This is a genomic window from Allobosea sp. 05T422_2 (assembly GCF_056396265.1).
The window spans coordinates 1-17,175 of the sequence record NZ_JBFTLD010000042.1 but is presented as its reverse complement, the minus strand read 5'-3'; the positions used below and the strand labels follow the sequence as shown (position 1 = coordinate 17,175).

Sequence of the window (17,175 nt, the reverse complement as noted above, 5' to 3'; positions counted from 1 at the left end):
ATCCGCCGGCGAGGCGCTCCCCTTCAAGGTTAAGCGGGTCTTAACCTGACCTTCATACCCTGATCGCTGGAGGCCGGTATGATGCGGCCTGTAGTCCTGTGGAAGGCGGCCCGGCCGGCATGCGAACAATCCGACGCTCCTCATCCCTGATCGATCGCCTGCCCGATCCCGCGCGGGAATTCCTGTCGCGACGGACGTCGGAGATGGTCGGGCTCGGGCTGCTGGCGCTGACAGCGGCCATCGCACTCGCGCTTGCGACCTGGGCCGCTGAAGACCCCAGCCTCAACAACGCCACCGGCGGCGCCGTCAACAACCTGCTCGGGCGCCCGGGTGCGATGATCGCCGATCTGACCATGCAGATGATCGGGCTCGGCGTCATCGCCATGCTCTTCCCGCCGCTGATCTGGGCGCTGCGCCTGATACGCTTCCACCTGTTCGATCGCGGCGCGCTCAAGCTCGGTCTCTGGGTTGTCGGTATCGTCGCGACGGCGGCCGTCGCGAGCGCCCTTCCGGCGACGCCGCGCTGGCCCTTGCCCACCGGGATGGGCGGCGTGATCGGCGACGGCCTGCTGTTTGGGACGCGCAATCTCGTCGGCATCGCAGGCAGCGCCCTCGGCGGCCTTGTCGCTTTTCTCTATGCCGGTATAGCAATTCTCGCCGTGACCGCCGCCGCGGGCTTCGGCTTCGTCACCGACGAAGATCCGGTCAATGACAGCGACGACGAAGACGAGTCCTGGGCCGAGACCGAGGAGCGTCGCGACGACGAGCCCGGTTTCGCCGTCATCCTTGTCGGCTGGCTTGCCCATGGCGCAATGGCGCTCAAGGGCGCGATCCTGCGTCGCCTGCCGCACCCGCCGGAACCGGCCGTCAGCGCCACTGGCTCCGCTGGCAACCAGCCCGTCAGCCGCGTACGCCGCGAACCGCAGTTCAACGAAGCTGCGGCCCGCGCTGCCCCTCCAGTCTTCGCCCCCGAGCCGTTGCCCAGCCCGCGTCCGGCCAGTCGCGTCGTCGACTTTCCCGATGGCGATATCGACGATGATCATGAACCGCAGGACCTGCGCGATCTCAATGCTCCGCGCGTCACCGCCCGGCCCGCTGCTCCCAAGCCTGGCAAGCGTCTGTCGCGCGAGGCCCAGCCGTCCCTGCTCGATCGCGATCATTTCGAGCTGCCKCCGCTGACCTATCTTGCCGAACCGAAGAAGGTCCCCTCGACAGCCATCTCGACGGATGCGCTGGAGCAGAATGCGACCCTGCTCGAGGGGGTGCTCGAGGACTTTGGCGTGCGCGGCGAGATCAGCCAGGTTCGCCCGGGCCCTGTCGTGACGCTCTACGAGCTCGAGCCGGCGCCGGGGACCAAGTCGTCGCGGGTGATCTCGCTGGCCGACGACATCGCGCGCTCGATGAGCGCGATCTCGGCACGTGTCGCCGTCGTCCAGGGCAAGAACGCGATCGGCATCGAACTGCCCAATGCCAAGCGCGAGACCGTCTTCCTGCGCGAGCTGCTCGCCAGCCAGGATTTCGAATCGACCAAGCACAAGCTGGCGCTYTGCCTCGGCAAGACCATCGGCGGCGAGCCGGTGATCGCCGATCTTGCCCGCATGCCGCATCTGCTCGTCGCCGGCACCACCGGCTCGGGCAAGTCGGTCGCGATCAACACCATGATCCTGTCGATCCTCTACCGGCTSAMSCCCGMRCAGTGCCGGCTGATCATGGTCGAYCCCAAGATGCTCGAGCTCTCCGTCTATGACGGCATCCCGCATCTGCTCACCCCCGTCGTCACCGACCCGAAGAAGGCGGTGGTCGCGCTGAAATGGGCGGTGCGCGAGATGGAGGAGCGCTACAAGAAGATGTCGARGCTCGGYGTGCGCAACATCGACGGCTTCAATGTCCGGGTCGGCGAGGCGCTGGCTGCCGGCGAGATCATCACRCGCACCGTGCAGACCGGCTTCGACAAGCATTCCGGCGAGGCGATCTACGAAGAAGAGGTGATGGATCTGGGGCCCCTGCCCTATATCGTCGTCATCGTCGACGAGATGGCCGACCTGATGATGGTCGCCGGCAAGGARATCGAGGGCACGATCCAGCGCCTGGCGCAGATGGCGCGCGCCGCCGGCATCCATGTCGTGCTGGCGACCCAGCGGCCCTCGGTCGACGTCATCACCGGCACGATCAARGCCAATTTCCCGACCCGCATCTCGTTCCAGGTCACCTCGAAGATCGACAGCCGCACCATTCTCGGCGAGATGGGCGCCGAGCAGCTGCTCGGCCAGGGCGACATGCTCTACATGGCCGGYGGCGGCCGCATCACCCGCGTGCACGGGCCGTTCGTCTCGGATGCCGAGGTCGAGAAGGTCGTGGCGCATCTGAAGACGCAAGGCCGGCCGGACTATCTCGACGCGGTCACCGCCGAGGAGGAGGCCGGCAGCGATGACGAGGATGGCGGCGCCGTCTTCGACAAGAGCGGCATGGGCCAGGCCGAGAGCGAGGATCCCTACGACCAGGCGGTCGCGGTCGTGCTGCGCGACAAGAAGGCCTCGACCTCSTATATCCAGCGCCGCCTGCAGATCGGCTACAACCGCGCCGCCTCGATCATGGAGCGCATGGAGAACGAGGGCATCGTMGGCCCCGCCAACCACGCCGGCAAGCGAGAGATCCTCGTCGAGGCCAGCCGCGCCAGGGAAGACGAGGATTGAGCGGACGGCAGAGAGACGGCAGGTCCTCAAATTGCCACGCTGAAGTGCAACTCATACGGTGGTTGATGCGTTTACCTGAGGCGGCGGGCCATTTCGCCCGCCTCCAGTCATTGCCCGCATCAGGCAATGACGCGAACATCCAGGCCGATATGGCCCCAGCATCGGAGCAGCTTTGCTCATGACACGCGTTTCGCCAATGCAGGCTTCGCTCGGCGCCTTTGTCGCGCTTGGGCTCGCCATTGCGTCTGGCCCGCTCGCGGCCCAGCCGCTTGATCTTCAGGCCAAACCCGCAGCGCCGGCCGCAAAGCCGGCAGCTCCCCGCGCGATCCCGCTGCCGCCCATGCGACCGCCGGGGCTTGGCCTGCCGCGGACCGCGGAGGCAACCTCCGCTCCGGTCATCACCACGGTCGCCGCCGAACAGCCCCGTCCGGCTGCCGTCCCGGTCAAGTCKACCACCAGCAAGCATTCAGCCCCGCTCACACAGCAGGAAGCTGTCGAGCGTCTCAATGCCTATTTCAATGGCTTTGCGACGTTGCAGGGAGACTTCATCCAGTTCACCTCTGACGGCCGMCGCTTCGAAGGCAAGCTCTATATCCAGCGCCCAGGCAAGATGCGCTTCGAGTATCGGCCGCCCGTGACCATGGAAGTCATCGCCGACGGCACCTCGGTGGCGATCCGCGACAAGAAGCTCGCGACCCAAGATCTCTACTCGATCGGCCAGACGCCACTGAAGTTCCTGGTCAAGGAGCGCATGGACCTTGCCCGAGATTCGACCATCACCAAGGTCAGCACCAAGGGCGACATCCTGTCGGTCAGCGTCGAGGATCGTTCGACCCTTGGCGGTACGTCGAAGATCACCCTGAACTATGACATGGCGGCCAACGAGCTCAGGCAGTGGGTGGTCATCGATCCCCAGGGCTACGAGACATCGGTCTCGCTCTACAACCTCGATACGCAGCGGCGTCCCGATCCGAAGAATTTCGTGATCAACTACGAGCGCATGCTCTGAGCACGCGCTGAAGGGGCGGCCCTCCAAGCGATATCGAGCGCCGGGCTTGCTTGCGAGACGAGGCGGCGGCCGCAACGCCGTCAGGCTTCGGAACAGCTTGCTTTTTCCGCTGCCAAGACCCAGTTTCCGGCTCCCTTTCGATCCGGAAACACTGCGTGAATCTGACCGTTACGAGCTGGAACATCAATTCGGTGCGCCTGCGCATCGGCATGGTGACGGAATTCCTGACCACCACCGCGCCGGACGTACTGTGCCTGCAGGAGACCAAGACTCCTGACGAGCAGTTTCCCGCCAAGGCCTTCGAGAAGATCGGCTATGTCCATCAGGCCTTCATCGGCCAGAAGGGCTATAATGGCGTCGCGATCGTCTCACGCCTGCCCTTCAGCGAGAAGGACGCCATGGCGATGTGCGGACGCAATGATGCCCGCCATATGACGGTCGTACTCGACAAGGGAGCTGGCGCTGCCGCGGGCGTCGCCATCCATAATTTCTACATTCCGGCCGGAGGCGACATCCCGGATCCGAACCTGAACGACAAGTTCGCCCACAAGCTCGCCTTTCTCGACGAACTCGGCGCCTGGGGAATCGCCAAACGACCAACCGACCGGCCAAGCATCCTGCTCGGCGACCTCAATATCGCGCCCTATGAGCACGATGTCTGGAGCCATAAGCAGCTTCTCGACGTGGTCAGCCATACACCCATCGAAACCACGACGCTCGAGACGCTGCGCACCGAGCTTGGCTGGAGCGATGCCGCGCGCACGCTGCGGCCCGAACCCGAGAAGCTCTATAGCTGGTGGAGCTACCGTGCCGCCGACTGGGCTGCCTCGAACAAGGGTCGCCGGCTCGACCATATCTGGCTCTCTGACGGATTGAAGCCGACCCTGCGCGACGTCACCTTCCTGCGTGAAGCACGCGGTTGGGAGCGGCCCTCGGACCACGTTCCCGTCACGGTGACATTGGAGCTCTGATCGAGCGCTCTAGCTTCGATCGATCGCTATCAGCGCATCGCGAACCTGCGACAATTCGCCCATGAAGCCTTGCAGCCTCTCTCCGATCGCAGCCGCGATCGCCTGAGCCGATTGCGGGGATTCGCCGAGCACCCGGCGCATCACGCTGCGCGAGAGCTTCATCAGTTGCGTGGGCTCGCGCGCAACGGCCGTCACCGGCCGTTTGATCGAGGCGAACAGCGCCAGCTCCCCGATCAACCCGCCTGGACCCACCACCTCGTCGGCGGGTTGGCCGTCATCCCGGCTCATGAGCGCAATCGCACCCGAGACGACGAGATAGGCCCCATCCGAACCGTCGTTGCGGCGGAAGAGCACATCACCGGCGCGCAGGATGCGGTTCTCGGCGGCAAAGGCCACGAGYCGCAAGGCGTCATGGTCCATGAGACCYAGCAGCGGCTGTTTGGCCAGGAATGCGATGTCGTCGTTAAGCGCCATGAAATCTCAAGGATTCAGGCGATAGCCGCCCGCATCCGTCACCAATAGTCGCGCATTGGCCGGATCGGGCTCGATCTTCTGGCGCAGACGATAGATATGGGTCTCCAGCGTGTGGGTGGTGACCTGTGAATTATAGCCCCAGACCTCCTGAAGCAGGATCTCGCGGGCAATCGGCTTGCGGCCGGCACGATAGAGAAAGCGCAGGATCGCGGTCTCTTTCTCCGTGAGCTTGGTCTTCGACCCCTTCTCGCTGACAAGCAGCTTCGATCCTGGGTGAAAGGTATAGGGGCCGACCTGGAAGACGGCATCCTCGCTCGCTTCGTACTGCCGCAAATGGGCGCGGATACGCGCCAGCAGCACCGCGAACTTGAACGGCTTCACCACATAATCATTGGCGCCGGCTTCCAGTCCGAGCACGGTATCGGCGTCCGAGCCCTGCCCGGTCAGCATGATCACCGGGCTCTTGAAGCCGTTGCGGCGCATCACCTTCACCGCCTCGCGACCATCCATGTCGGGAAGCCCGACATCCATGACGGCGAGATCGACCCGTTCCGCCTGAACGGCCTTCACGCCGGCGGATGCCGTCGCAGCCGTCGAGATCCGGAACTCGTCATAAAGCGCGAGCTGCTCCGCGAGCGCGTCACGCAACGTCTGGTCGTCGTCGACCAGAAGAATATGATGGACGGCGGGCATGGCAATCATTTGAACGGTTTGCGATTCCGGCACCATGAGCCCGCTGAATCGCGACTGCAAGTCAGGTGGGGTGGAATATCCGTGAGAAAATGTGATCAGGCCGACGGTGCCGGTCCAGGTGAGGTGCGGCGAGGCCTTACCCGGTTGCGGGTCGTCCGCTCCGTGCATGATCGCCGCAAGGGATTTCTGATCGCCGGCGGCGCCTGTTTTCCCTGTGCACTTGGCCGCTCCGGCATCATTGTCGCCAAGCGGGAAGGCGATGGCGGCACTCCCCGCGCCACATTGCCGCTGCGGCGCATCTTCTATCGCGCCGACCGCTTGCCCCGCCCCCAGACCAGCTTGCCGTTGCGCAGGATCGCACCTCGCGATGCCTGGTGCGACGATAGGAGCGACCGGCGCTACAATCGACTGATCGACCGCCCGCCCGGCGAAGCCGAGGAGCGTCTTACACGCGAGGACCATCTCTACGACGTCATCGTCGAAATGGGCTGGAACGACGCCCCGGTGATTCGCGGCCGCGGAAGTGCGATTTTCTGGCACCTGGCCCGGCCTGGCTTCACTCCGACGGCGGGTTGCGTCGCTGTCGAGCGGCATGTTTTTGAGAAGCTGCTGCCGCGCCTCGCCCGGCGCTGCGTCATGGAAATCCGGTAGGATCCGCATTCAGCGCGATCAGTAGGCCTTGGGGTCGACTCGGCACTACCGCCGGGTCGACCCGCTGCCGGCGTGCAAACAGGGAGCTCCCTACGCCCTGGCCCCAAAGATCGCGCTACCGACACGAACATGGGTAGCACCGAGCTGGATCGCGGCCTCGTAGTCGGCGCTCATTCCCATCGAGAGTCCGCCAATCCCGTTGCGCAGAGCGATCTTGGCCAGCAGCGCGAAATGCGGCGAGGGCGGCTCCTCGGCTGGCGGAATGCACATCAACCCCTCGATCACTAAACCGTGATGCGTGCGGCAGAGCGCGATGAACGCGTCGGCCTCGCCCGGATTGATGCCTCCCTTCTGCGGTTCCTCGCCGGTATTCACCTGCACGAAGAGTTTCGGTGCCCGGCCGGCCCTCGCGATCTCGCGGGCAAGTTCCTTCGCCAGGCCCTCCCGGTCGAGCGTATGGATCGCATCGAACAGGGCGACCGCGTCCCGTGCCTTGTTCGACTGCAGCGGGCCGATCATGTGCAGTTCGACATCGGGAAAGCGCTCGCGCAGGCCCGGCCATTTCGCCTTGGCCTCCTGGACGTAGTTCTCGCCGAAGACGCGCTGTCCTGCTTCCAGGGCAGGAAGGATCGCCTCCTCCGGCATGGTCTTCGAAACGGCGATCAGCGTCACATCTGCTGGGCGGCGCTCGAAATCACGCGCGGCGCGTGCAATCGCCGCTTGCGTGGCGGCCAGCCGCGTAACCGTATCGTTCATCGTGAAACCCTTCCATCTCGCGCGCGACGTTGACCGCGTGCGTGCAATGGTGTCCTAGAACATGATGTGGAAAAGCCGGAACCGGTTTTCCGCCCGAATCCCGCTCTAACTGCGGAAACGGCCTTCTGTTTCCTCTGAAAGCGCCCAGCGATTTCCTAGGGAGCGGCCGGCAGGCTCCGCTTATCCAAGAATTGCCCGCGCATCATGGCCGTCGAACGTTACAATCCCAAGGAATCCGAGCCGAAATGGCGTCAGGTCTGGAATGAGCGCAAGCTCTTCGAGACACGCAATGACGATACGCGCCCGAGCTACTACGTGCTCGAGATGTTCCCCTATCCGTCGGGGCGCATCCATATGGGCCATGTTCGCAACTATGCGATGGGCGACGTCGTTGCGCGCTACAAGCGGGCCAAGGGCTTTTCCGTTCTCCACCCGATGGGCTGGGATGCGTTCGGCCTGCCGGCCGAGAACGCTGCCAAGGCCAACAAGATCCATCCGCGCGAATGGACCTACGCCAACATCGCGACGATGCGCACGCAGCTCCAGTCGATGGGGCTGTCGCTGGATTGGAGCCGCGAACTCGCTACCTGCGACCCGAGCTATTATCGCCACCAGCAGAAGATGTTCCTGGACTTCCTCAAGTCCGGGCTGGTCGATCGCAAGACCGCCAAGGTCAACTGGGATCCAGTCGACGAGACCGTGCTCGCCAATGAGCAGGTCATCGACGGCCGTGGCTGGCGCTCCGGCGCTCTCGTCGAGATTCGCGAGCTGACCCAGTGGTTCTTCAAGATCACCGATTACGGTCAGGAGCTGCATGACGCCCTGGAAGGGCTGACGCGCTGGCCGGAGAAGGTGCGGCTGATGCAGAAGAACTGGATCGGCCGCTCGGAAGGGCTGCTGATTCGTTTCGCACTCGAATCGAATGCCTTCGGCCAATCCGACTTGGAGATCTATACGACACGCCCGGACACGCTGTTCGGCGCGAAGTTCATGGCGATCGCGCCCGATCACCCGCTCGCCAAGGCCGCCGCAGCCAGGAACCCGGAACTGCAGGCCTTCATCGAGGAGTGCAAGCGCACCGGCACGGCGCAGGAAGCGATCGACAAGGCCGAGAAGCTCGGCTTCGATACCGGCCTGCGCGCGGTCCATCCCTTTGATCCATCATGGACTTTGCCGGTCTATGTCGCGAACTTCATCCTCATGGAATACGGCACCGGTGCCATTTTCGGCTGCCCGGCCCATGACCAGCGCGACCTCGACTTCGTCAACAAATACGGGCTCGGCAACACCCCGGTCGTCTGCCCCGAGGGTGTCGACCCCGAAAGCTTCGTCATCACGGACACGGCCTATGTCGAGGATGGCCGCATGATCAATTCGCGTTTCCTGGATGGCATGACCATTCCGGAAGCGAAAGAAGAGGTGGCCCGCCGGCTGGAGAGCGAGACACGCGGCAATCAGCCCGTTGGCACGCGCAAGGTGAATTTCCGTCTGCGCGATTGGGGCATCTCGCGCCAGCGCTACTGGGGCTGCCCGATCCCGATCATCCACTGTGCCGATTGCGGTACCGTGCCGGTCCCGGATGCCGACCTGCCGGTCAAGCTGCCGGATGACGTCTCCTTCGAGAAGCCCGGCAACCCGCTCGACCATCATCCGAGCTGGAAGCATGTCGCCTGCCCCAATTGCGGCAAGCCGGCCCGTCGTGAAACCGACACGATGGATACCTTCGTCGATTCCTCGTGGTATTTTGCCCGTTTCACCGATCCCTGGCGCACCGAGAGCCCGACCGATCGCAAGGTCGTCGACCGCTTCCTTCCCGTTGACCAGTATATCGGCGGCGTCGAGCATGCGATCCTGCACCTGCTCTATTCGCGCTTCTTCACCCGCGCGATGAAGGCAACCGGCCATGCCGGGTTGGACGAGCCTTTTGCTGGCCTCTTCACCCAGGGCATGGTGGTCCATGAGACCTACCGAGCCGAGGATGGAACCTGGGTCGAGCCCGGCGATGTCCGTATCGAGGCCAATGGCAGCGAGCGTCGTGGCTTCCATGTCGAGACCGGGGCGCCAATCGAGATCGGCTCCATCGAGAAGATGTCGAAGTCGAAGAAGAATGTGGTCGACCCCGACGACATCATCGCCTCCTACGGCGCCGACACCGCCCGCTGGTTCATGCTTTCGGACTCGCCACCGGATCGCGATGTGATCTGGACGGACGAAGGCGTTCAGGGCGCAGCCCGCTTCGTGCAGCGCCTATGGCGGCTGATCGGCGAGATCGCCGAGCGGACCGGCAATTCAGCGGGTGCTGCCGCGGAATTCGGTGAGGCGGCCCTCACCTTGCGCAAGGCCAGCCATCGTGCCCTGCACGCCGTCGGCGCCGATATCGAGCGCCTCGGCTTCAACCGGTGCGTCGCTCATATCTACACGCTGACAAACGCCATCGCGAAGGCGCTCGACGGAGCTGCCGAGGATCCCGCGCTTGCCAGCGATATGGCGTTTGCGCTGCACGAGGCGGCCGCCATCGTCACGCAGCTTGTCGCGCCGATGATGCCGCATCTTGCCGAGGAGTGCTGGCACGCGCTCGGCCAACCCGGCCTCGTTGGCGAAGCCTCCTGGCCGGTGGCTGACGCCGAACTGCTCCGTGACGACAGCGTCACGCTGCCGGTCCAGATCAACGGCAAGAAGCGCGCAGAGGTGACCGTGCCGGCCGATGCGGATACGGTCTCCGTCGAAGCCATCGTTCGGTCATCCMAGGCCGTCATCAAAGCCCTGGACGATCGCCCGATCCGGAAGATCATCGTGGTGCCGGGGAGAATTGTGAATGTCGTCGTCTGATTCGCACCGCTGCCGACCTGGTCGCGGTGTGCCTACCCGCCGCCTCATGCTGGCCGCCGCACTCGGCGCCGCCGCGCTTGCTGGTGGGTGCCTGCGCCCGCTCTATGCCGAGAATACCACCAGCACCGTCGGCGGCAGCGTCAAGGCGGCGCTCAGGAATATCGAGGTCCCCGAGATCAAGGGCCTGGTCGGGCATTACCTGCGGAACGAACTCGTCTTCGAACTCGACGGCGGCGGAGCCGGAGAGGCCACTGGTCCGAAGCGCCTGAAGCTCCAGGCCTCGATCCGGGAATCGATCGAAGTCGTCACCGTCGACTACGTCAGTGGCCGCGCCGACTCCGCCGTTCTCGTCGCGACAGCCACCTGGTCGCTCGTCCGGGAAGGTACAGGAGAGGTCGTATCCTCCGGCACGACCATAACGCGCGCGCCCTATGAACGCTCCCAGCAGCGTTTTTCCACGGTCCGCGCAGCACGAGATGCCCAGATTCGAGCCGGCAAGTCGCTGGCAACCCTGATCCAAGGGCAGATCGCCGCCGATCTCGTCGGCGGCTGAGCCGGACGACAGGCAATGGTCGCCATCAAGGCGCATGAGGCCGACCGGGCCCTGACCAAGCTGGACCCGGCCTGGCGCCTCATCCTGATCTATGGACCCGATTCCGGCCTTGTCTCCGAGCGGGCGACAGCGCTCGCACGCGCCAGCGTCGACGATATCAACGATGCCTTCCAGCTCATTCGCATGGATGGCGATGATGTCGCTGCCGATCCCCTCAAGCTGGTAGACGAAGCCAATACGATCGGCCTGTTCGGCGGCCGGCGTGCCATTCGCGTGTCACCGACATCGAAGCTGCTGCTCGCGGCGGTCGAGCCGCTGCTGTCAACGCCATCGCAGGACGCGATCGTCATCGTCGAAGCGGGTGATCTCCAACGCACCAATCCCCTGCGCCAGGCCTGTGAGAAGGCACGAACGGCCCTCGCCGTGCCCTGCTACGGCGATGCGGCGCGCGATCTTGGTAGTATCATCGATGAAATGGTCCGGGCTGCCGGCAAATCGATCGACCGCACCACGCGCGAACAGCTGTCCGGGCTATTGGGCGGCGATCGCCAGACATCGCGCCGCGAGATCGAAAAGCTTCTGCTCTATGTTGGCGCAGATCCAGCCGTCACCGAAGCGCATATCGAGGCGGTCGTCGGCGATACGGCACAACGCGAGCAGGCTGCGCTCGTCGATGCGGTCTTCGCCGGCCGTCTGGCCGTGCTCGATCTGGCGCTCGCGAAGCTGTCGAGCGAAGGCCTCGATTCCGGGGTGATGCTTGGCGGCTTGCTACGCCACGCCCTGACGCTGCTGAAAGCCCGTCAGAGCGTCGATGGCGGCCGCAGCGCCCGGGACGCGGTCTCCAGCATGCGGCTGCCCTTTCCCCGCATGGCGGCCGCTGAAGCGGCGTTGAACGTATGGTCCGTGCAGAAGCTCACCGAAGCGGTCGGCATTCTGGGAACCGCAACTCTTGCGGTCAGGCGCGATGGCGAACTCGCCCGTCCAACCGCTGCACGCACCCTTTGGACCCTCGCCCGGCTGGCACAGAGCGGCGGGCGCGGTTCCTAGCGAGTAAGCGCAAGGGGCCTGATCAGGCTTTCAGGCGCCGACACAGGGCATCGAGCTGATCGAGCGTCTTGTAGCCGATCTTCATGTCGCCTCCGCCGCTCGGACGGTGCTGGATCGACACTGATAGCCCGAGAACCTCCTCGAGCGCCTTTTCCAACGCGCGGGTGTCCGGATCCTTGTCGAGTTTCGGCTTGCCAGGGGAGCTCCTGCTCTCACCCCGCGCCTCTTCCTGCACCAACCGTTCGATGTCGCGGACGCTGAGGCCCTCATCGACGATCTTGCGCGCCATCAGCTCAGGATCCGCGACCGAGAGCAGCGCGCGCGCGTGGCCCGCCGAAACGGCGCCCTCAGCCACCATCCRCCGGACAGGCTCCGGCAGTTTTGAAAGGCGCAGCGTATTCGCGACATGGCTTCGGCTCTTGCCGATGACGCGGGCCAGATCGTTCTGGGTATAGCTGAATTCGGCAATCAGGCGCTCGTACCCGGCGGCCTCTTCGATCGCGTTCAGGTCGCTGCGCTGGACGTTCTCGACGATGGCGATTTCCAGCGCCTCGCGGTCGTCAGCCTCGACCTGGATGACGGGAACCTCATGCAGGCCGGCGCGCTGCGCGGCACGCCAACGCCGTTCGCCGGCGATGATCTCATAGGCGTCGGCCATGCCCTTGAGCGGGCGCACGATGATCGGCTGCAGGATCCCGCGCTCGCGCACGGAAGCCGTCAGATCCTCGAGCTCGTCATCCGCGAAACTGCGCCGCGGATTCCGCGCGCTCGGCCGCAGGAACTCGACTGGAACCCGACGCTGGCCTCTGGCACGCTCGAGCGCTCCGATCTCGTCGCCGACATCTCCAATCAGAGCGGCGAGACCCCGGCCAAGACGTGAACGTCCCTGTTCCTCGGCCATAATTCAACCTCTTGATACTAAATACGAAATGAGTTCAGGCAGCGGCGCGCAGCGCACKCTCCCGCCTGATGACTTCGGATGCCAGCCGCAAATAGGCCTGCGAGCCGGCACAGCGGAGATCGTAGAGCAGGGCGGGCTTGCCGTAGGACGGGGCTTCCGAAACCCGGACATTGCGCGGGATCACGGTCTCATAGACCTTGTCGCCCAAAAACTCGCGAACGTCGGCCATGACCTGACCGGAGAGATTGTTGCGCGGGTCGAACATGGTCAGGACCACGCCCTGAATGATCAGGCGCGGATTGAGCCCATTGCGAACCTGCTCGACCGTCTTGAGCAGCTGGCTGAGGCCCTCCAGCGCGAAGAACTCGCATTGCAGCGGCACAAGCACGGCGTCGGCTGCCGTCATCGCATTGATGGTGATCAGGCTGAGCGAAGGCGGGCAGTCGATCAGAATATAGGTCAGGTCCGCACAGCGCTGATCGTCGGAAATTTCGTCGATCGCCTTCTTGAGGCGCTGGGTGCGATCCTTGGCACTGGCGATCTCGAGCTCGACACCAAGCAGATCGAGCGTCGACGGCGCGATGAACAAACCAGGTACAGCGGTTTCCTGCAGCGCCTGACCAAGGCCGATATCGCCGCAKAGCACATCATAGGTCGAGGATTGCCGGCTCTTCCGGTCAACGCCGAGCCCGGTCGAGGCATTCCCCTGCGGATCGAGATCGACGATCATCACCTTCTCACCGATCGCGGCGAGCGCCGTGCCGAGATTGATGGCCGTCGTCGTCTTGCCGACGCCGCCCTTCTGATTGGCGAGCACCAGCACACGTGGCCGGCGGGGGGGAAGGGTAATGGGAGTCAGATCGGTCATGTATCAGCCCGCTGCTCGGCCTCGCGAATCAACAGAATGCGAGCTGCCGGATCTGTCACGGAGACAACTGTCGAGGCCTGAATCTTCCAATATTTAGACGCTTCGGTCAATTCAGCATCTAGATATTGTCCCTTGGGAAAGAGCCCAAGTGTCCCGGTTCTCAACAACTCCTTGCACCATCCTAGCAGAATCGGGAGCGGTGCGAGCGCCCGGGCCGTCACGACGTCGACTTTTTCTGTGAACTCCCCAACGATATCCTCGATCCGCGAGGCATGAACCGTCACAGGCGCACCGGTCACCCGGGCCGCGTGGCGCAAAAAGGCGCATTTGCGCGCATTGCTCTCGACCAGATGGATTCGGCCTTGCCCCTGTTCGGCAAGACAGATCCCGATCACAAGTCCGGGAAATCCACCGCCTGAGCCGAGATCGAGCCAGGTTCTGGCGTCAGGCGCCAATGCGAAGAGCTGGAGCGAATCAGCGACGTGCCGCGTCCAGACATCCGAAAGCGTCGTCGAAGAGACCAGGTTCTTCGCATTTTGCCACTTGACCAGCTCTGCGACCAGCAGCGCGAGCCGCTCCTGTGTTTCACGTGAAACAGGAGTCAAGCGCAGAGCGCGGGCGCGGTCATCATTGTCAACAGCCACGACTCAGGCCGCCGTTTGCGTCGCGCGCTTGCGATCCCGCCGCGCATGGGCCGCCAGTAAGGTCAGTGCAGCAGGAGTCATGCCTTCGATCCGTGATGCTTGCGCGAGATTGGCCGGGCGCTGCTGCGACAGCTTCGCTCTCAATTCATTCGAGAGCCCGGAAATACCATCAAGGTCGAGATCGGCCGGGACCTCCAGAGCTTGGTCACGCTGATAGGCCCCGATCTCGGCAGCCTGTCGGTCGAGATAGACAGCATAAGTCGCATCCGCAGTAACGCGCGACGCAACGGAGGCCGGGTGGGCGTTGAGCTCCGGCCAAATCGCTGCCAGCTGCTCGAAGCTGATGTCTGGATAAGAGAGGAGTTGATAAGCGCTCCGACGCACGCCATCGCGGTTCAATTGCAGGCCGACCTGGTCGGCCTGTTGCGGTGTCAGCCGGAGGTTCTTCAATTGCACCCGCAAACCGTCGATTTGCGCGGCCTTGGCCTGAAACCGGCGTTCACGCTCGCCTCCGACCAAGCCGAGCTCGATACCCAACGGGGTCAGCCGCTCGTCGGCGTTATCGACACGCAATGACAGCCGGAACTCTGCACGCGACGTGAACATCCGATATGGCTCTGTCACCCCACGCGTCACGAGGTCATCAACCAGTACGCCGATATAGGAGGTCGTCCGATCCATCGCGATCGGCTCTGCACCACCGGCACGCCGCGCCGCATTGAGGCCCGCAAAGAGCCCCTGGGCAGCCGCCTCCTCATAACCGGTCGTTCCGTTGATCTGGCCCGCGAGAAACAGACCGGCGATCGCGCGCGTTTCGAGCGAGTTCTTCAAGGCGCGCGGATCGACGAAATCATACTCGATCGCATAGCCAGGACGCAGCATGGCTGCATCTTCAAGCCCAGGAATCGTCTTCAGCAAGCCGAGCTGCACATCTTCCGGCAAGGAGGTCGAGATACCGTTGGGATAGACGGTGGGATCATCGAGCCCCTCCGGCTCCAGAAAGATCTGGTGGCCGTCGCGATCCCCGAACCGGCCGACCTTATCCTCGATCGATGGGCAGTAGCGTGGTCCTCGGCCCTCGATCTGGCCCGAAAACATCGGCGCCCGATGGAGGTTGGCGCGGATCAGTTCGTGCGAAGCCAGCGTGGTGCGGGTAATGCCGCAGGAAATCTGAGGCGTCGTGATCGCATCGGTCAGCGCGGAGAACGGCTCCGGCGGCTCGTCGCCGGCTTGCATCTCCAGCGTGGACCAGGCGATCGTGCGCCCATCCAGCCGTGGTGGCGTACCCGTCTTGAGGCGACCAAGCGGAAGCGCGTGACGCTCCAGCGTGGCCGATAGACCAAGCGACGGGGCTTCCCCAACGCGTCCTGCCGGAATTGTCTTCTCGCCGATATGGATCAATCCACGCAGAAAGGTACCAGTCGTCAGGACAACCGTTCCGCAAGCGAATCGACGCCCGTCGGACAGAATGACGCCTTGAACCGCGCCATTCACTATATCGAGGTCAAAGGCCTCACCGACCACGATCTCGAGATGCTCAAGCTCGGCGAGCAAATCCTGAACCGCACTCCGATAGAGTTTCCGGTCTGCCTGCGCGCGCGGGCCGCGAACGGCCGGGCCCTTGCGGCGGTTCAGCATCCGGAACTGGATGCCAGCACGGTCAGCTGCGCGGGCCATGATACCGTCGAGCGCATCGATCTCACGCACCAGATGGCCCTTGCCCAATCCGCCGATCGCAGGATTGCAGGACATCACACCAATCGTCTCGCGCTGATGGGTCAACAGCGCCGTGCGCGCGCCAAGACGCGCAGCAGCGGCCGCCGCCTCGGCGCCGGCATGGCCGCCACCTACGACGATGACGTCATAGCGATCTGTGGCAATGGAATGGGACATGCGCATGTCGCTAGCCAACCCCGTGCCGAGGGTCAAGATTCTTGTGATCTCTCAGCTGAAGGTTTCACGTGAAACGCCGCGCAGCGGGTTCTCTACTTTCCGATGCAGAAGCCTGCAAACAGCCGGTCCAGCACATCCTCGACGTCGATCCGCCCCACGAGCCGTTCGAGCGCGCGCACGGCGATCCTGATGTCTTCAGCCAGCAGCTCGACCTGTCCGTGCCCGGAACCCGCTGCCCGCTGCAGAGCCGCCACCGCGTCCGTAACCGCTACGCGCTGTCGCTCGCGGGTCAGCAATGCGGGCTCTGGATTGGTCAGCGCACCGAGCCGCTCCGAAACGCTCCTCAACAGCGTATCGAGTCCGACACCGCTTTGCACGGAGACCGCCAGTTCACCGGCGCCAACTTGCCCGGGCAAGTCGCACTTGGTGGCAACCATCAGATCCTGCGGTTCAACGGACGCTCGGTTCGGAGACGAATCGACTGCACGAAGTCTCAGCACCAGATCCGCCTTCTCGGCCAGAGCCGTCGCCCGGCGGACACCCTCTGCCTCGATCGGATCGACACTCTCGCGCAAACCCGCCGTATCGATCAACGTCACCGGGAAACCGGCGAGATCAAGCCGGACCTCAATCATGTCGCGGGTCGTACCAGGTTGCGGCGAGACGATCGCCACGTCGCGGCGGGCGAGGGCGTTCAGCAGACTCGACTTTCCCGCATTGGGCGGTCCCGCCAGCACGACGACAAATCCCTCACGAACGCGCTCGCCCATCCGAAACGATCCAAGGGCATCGCGCAGGCTCGTCAGCACGTCCGTGACGGACACAATGGCGTTCTCCACAAGCGCTCCGGAAACATCGCCTTCATCCGAGAAATCGATCTCGGCCTCCAACAGCGACATGGCGCCGATCAACTGATCTCGCCACAGCCCGGCCGCATGACCAAGCGCTCCCTCCATCTGCCGGAGCGCCTGTCGACGCTGCCATTCCGTCTCCGAATCGATCAGGTCAGCCAGGCCCTCGACCGCTGCAAGATCCAGCTTTCCCGCCTCAAAGGCCCGCCGGGTGAATTCGCCGGCCTCCKCCAATCGAAGCCCTGGTAGCCCGGTCAATGCCGAGAGCAGGGCCGCCATCACCGCACGCGAACCATGGACATGGAACTCGGCGACATCCTCGCCGGTGAAGCTCGCTGGTCC

At 64.1% G+C, this 17,175-nt stretch carries 15 protein-coding genes; 7 read left to right on the top strand and 8 right to left on the bottom strand.

What is annotated here, in order from left to right; all coding sequences use genetic code 11:
* Positions 1–119 precede the first annotated feature (119 nt).
* The 3 genes from AC1DJT_RS10605 to xth all read left to right on the top strand — a co-directional run bounded on the left by AC1DJT_RS10605 (position 120) and on the right by xth (position 4,673).
* Positions 120–2,693: an FtsK/SpoIIIE family DNA translocase gene (locus AC1DJT_RS10605; protein WP_476767859.1), complete on the top strand. Its 2,574-nt coding sequence runs from the start codon at positions 120–122 to the stop codon at positions 2,691–2,693.
* 178 nt (positions 2,694–2,871) lie between these two features.
* Complete coding sequence (locus tag AC1DJT_RS10600; protein WP_476767858.1) at positions 2,872–3,702, top strand: outer-membrane lipoprotein carrier protein LolA; 831 nt, start codon at positions 2,872–2,874, stop codon at positions 3,700–3,702.
* A 155-nt stretch (positions 3,703–3,857) separates the two neighbouring features.
* Entirely contained in the window at positions 3,858–4,673 is an 816-nt protein-coding gene (xth, locus tag AC1DJT_RS10595) for an exodeoxyribonuclease III (RefSeq protein WP_441492052.1), read from the top strand.
* Between the two features lie 9 nt (positions 4,674–4,682).
* Here the strand turns inward: xth and AC1DJT_RS10590 are convergent, their stop codons facing one another.
* Together AC1DJT_RS10590 and AC1DJT_RS10585 are read right to left on the bottom strand one after the other, a co-directional pair.
* Positions 4,683–5,147 carry a cyclic nucleotide-binding domain-containing protein gene (locus AC1DJT_RS10590; protein WP_441492051.1) on the bottom strand — a complete coding sequence of 155 codons (465 nt, stop codon included), beginning with the start codon at positions 5,145–5,147 and terminating at the stop codon, positions 4,683–4,685.
* 6 nt (positions 5,148–5,153) lie between these two features.
* Complete coding sequence (locus AC1DJT_RS10585; RefSeq protein ID WP_069882335.1) at positions 5,154–5,840, bottom strand: response regulator transcription factor; 687 nt, start codon at positions 5,838–5,840, stop codon at positions 5,154–5,156.
* Between the two features lie 81 nt (positions 5,841–5,921).
* On the opposite strand from AC1DJT_RS10585, the gene AC1DJT_RS10580 reads away from it, so the two are divergent.
* A complete protein-coding gene (locus AC1DJT_RS10580; protein ID WP_476834034.1) occupies positions 5,922–6,491 on the top strand; it encodes a L,D-transpeptidase family protein in 570 nt (189 codons plus the stop codon).
* A 90-nt stretch (positions 6,492–6,581) separates the two neighbouring features.
* On the opposite strand, the gene AC1DJT_RS10575 is transcribed toward AC1DJT_RS10580, so the two are convergent.
* A complete protein-coding gene (locus AC1DJT_RS10575) occupies positions 6,582–7,247 on the bottom strand; it encodes a YggS family pyridoxal phosphate-dependent enzyme (protein ID WP_441492049.1) in 666 nt (221 codons plus the stop codon).
* Positions 7,248–7,451: 204 nt separating this feature from the next.
* Between AC1DJT_RS10575 and leuS the strand changes: the two genes are divergently transcribed.
* Genes leuS through holA form a run of 3 tightly spaced genes read left to right on the top strand, consistent with a single transcriptional unit; the run spans position 7,452 to position 11,676 of the window.
* A complete protein-coding gene (gene leuS / locus AC1DJT_RS10570) occupies positions 7,452–10,076 on the top strand; it encodes a leucine--tRNA ligase (protein WP_476834033.1) in 2,625 nt (874 codons plus the stop codon).
* On the top strand, positions 10,063–10,629 hold the full coding sequence (locus AC1DJT_RS10565; RefSeq protein WP_441492047.1) for a hypothetical protein: 567 nt from the start codon (positions 10,063–10,065) through the stop codon (positions 10,627–10,629). The genes leuS and AC1DJT_RS10565 overlap by 14 nt, the downstream gene beginning before the upstream one ends.
* A gap of 15 nt (positions 10,630–10,644) precedes the next feature.
* The gene (holA, locus tag AC1DJT_RS10560) at positions 10,645–11,676 is read left to right on the top strand and encodes a DNA polymerase III subunit delta (RefSeq protein ID WP_441505112.1); all 1,032 of its coding nucleotides are present in this window, start codon (positions 10,645–10,647) and stop codon (positions 11,674–11,676) included.
* A gap of 22 nt (positions 11,677–11,698) precedes the next feature.
* On the opposite strand, the gene AC1DJT_RS10555 is transcribed toward holA, so the two are convergent.
* The 5 genes from AC1DJT_RS10555 to mnmE form a co-directional block, all read right to left on the bottom strand.
* On the bottom strand, positions 11,699–12,577 hold the full coding sequence (locus AC1DJT_RS10555) for a ParB/RepB/Spo0J family partition protein (protein WP_476834032.1): 879 nt from the start codon (positions 12,575–12,577) through the stop codon (positions 11,699–11,701).
* A gap of 34 nt (positions 12,578–12,611) precedes the next feature.
* A complete protein-coding gene (locus tag AC1DJT_RS10550) occupies positions 12,612–13,445 on the bottom strand; it encodes a ParA family protein (protein WP_476834031.1) in 834 nt (277 codons plus the stop codon).
* Complete coding sequence (gene rsmG, locus AC1DJT_RS10545) at positions 13,442–14,089, bottom strand: 16S rRNA (guanine(527)-N(7))-methyltransferase RsmG (RefSeq protein WP_441492044.1); 648 nt, start codon at positions 14,087–14,089, stop codon at positions 13,442–13,444. The genes AC1DJT_RS10550 and rsmG overlap by 4 nt, the downstream gene beginning before the upstream one ends.
* Before the next feature lie 3 nt (positions 14,090–14,092).
* Positions 14,093–15,982 carry a tRNA uridine-5-carboxymethylaminomethyl(34) synthesis enzyme MnmG gene (mnmG, locus tag AC1DJT_RS10540; RefSeq protein WP_441505110.1) on the bottom strand — a complete coding sequence of 630 codons (1,890 nt, stop codon included), beginning with the start codon at positions 15,980–15,982 and terminating at the stop codon, positions 14,093–14,095.
* A gap of 92 nt (positions 15,983–16,074) precedes the next feature.
* The coding region (mnmE, locus tag AC1DJT_RS10535; protein ID WP_476834030.1) for a tRNA uridine-5-carboxymethylaminomethyl(34) synthesis GTPase MnmE at positions 16,075–17,175 on the bottom strand (1,101 nt) is incomplete at its 5' end.

What these genes read in the sequence shown, in the direction of transcription:
- mnmG (WP_441505110.1), bottom strand. Translation starts at nt 15,982, where the DNA reads ATGTCCCATTCCATTGCCACAGATCGCTATGACGTCATCGTCGTAGGT.
- AC1DJT_RS10565 (WP_441492047.1), top strand. Translation starts at nt 10,063, where the DNA reads ATGTCGTCGTCTGATTCGCACCGCTGCCGACCTGGTCGCGGTGTGCCT.
- holA (WP_441505112.1), top strand. Translation starts at nt 10,645, where the DNA reads ATGGTCGCCATCAAGGCGCATGAGGCCGACCGGGCCCTGACCAAGCTG.
- AC1DJT_RS10585 (WP_069882335.1), bottom strand. Translation starts at nt 5,840, where the DNA reads ATGCCCGCCGTCCATCATATTCTTCTGGTCGACGACGACCAGACGTTG.
- AC1DJT_RS10575 (WP_441492049.1), bottom strand. Translation starts at nt 7,247, where the DNA reads ATGAACGATACGGTTACGCGGCTGGCCGCCACGCAAGCGGCGATTGCA.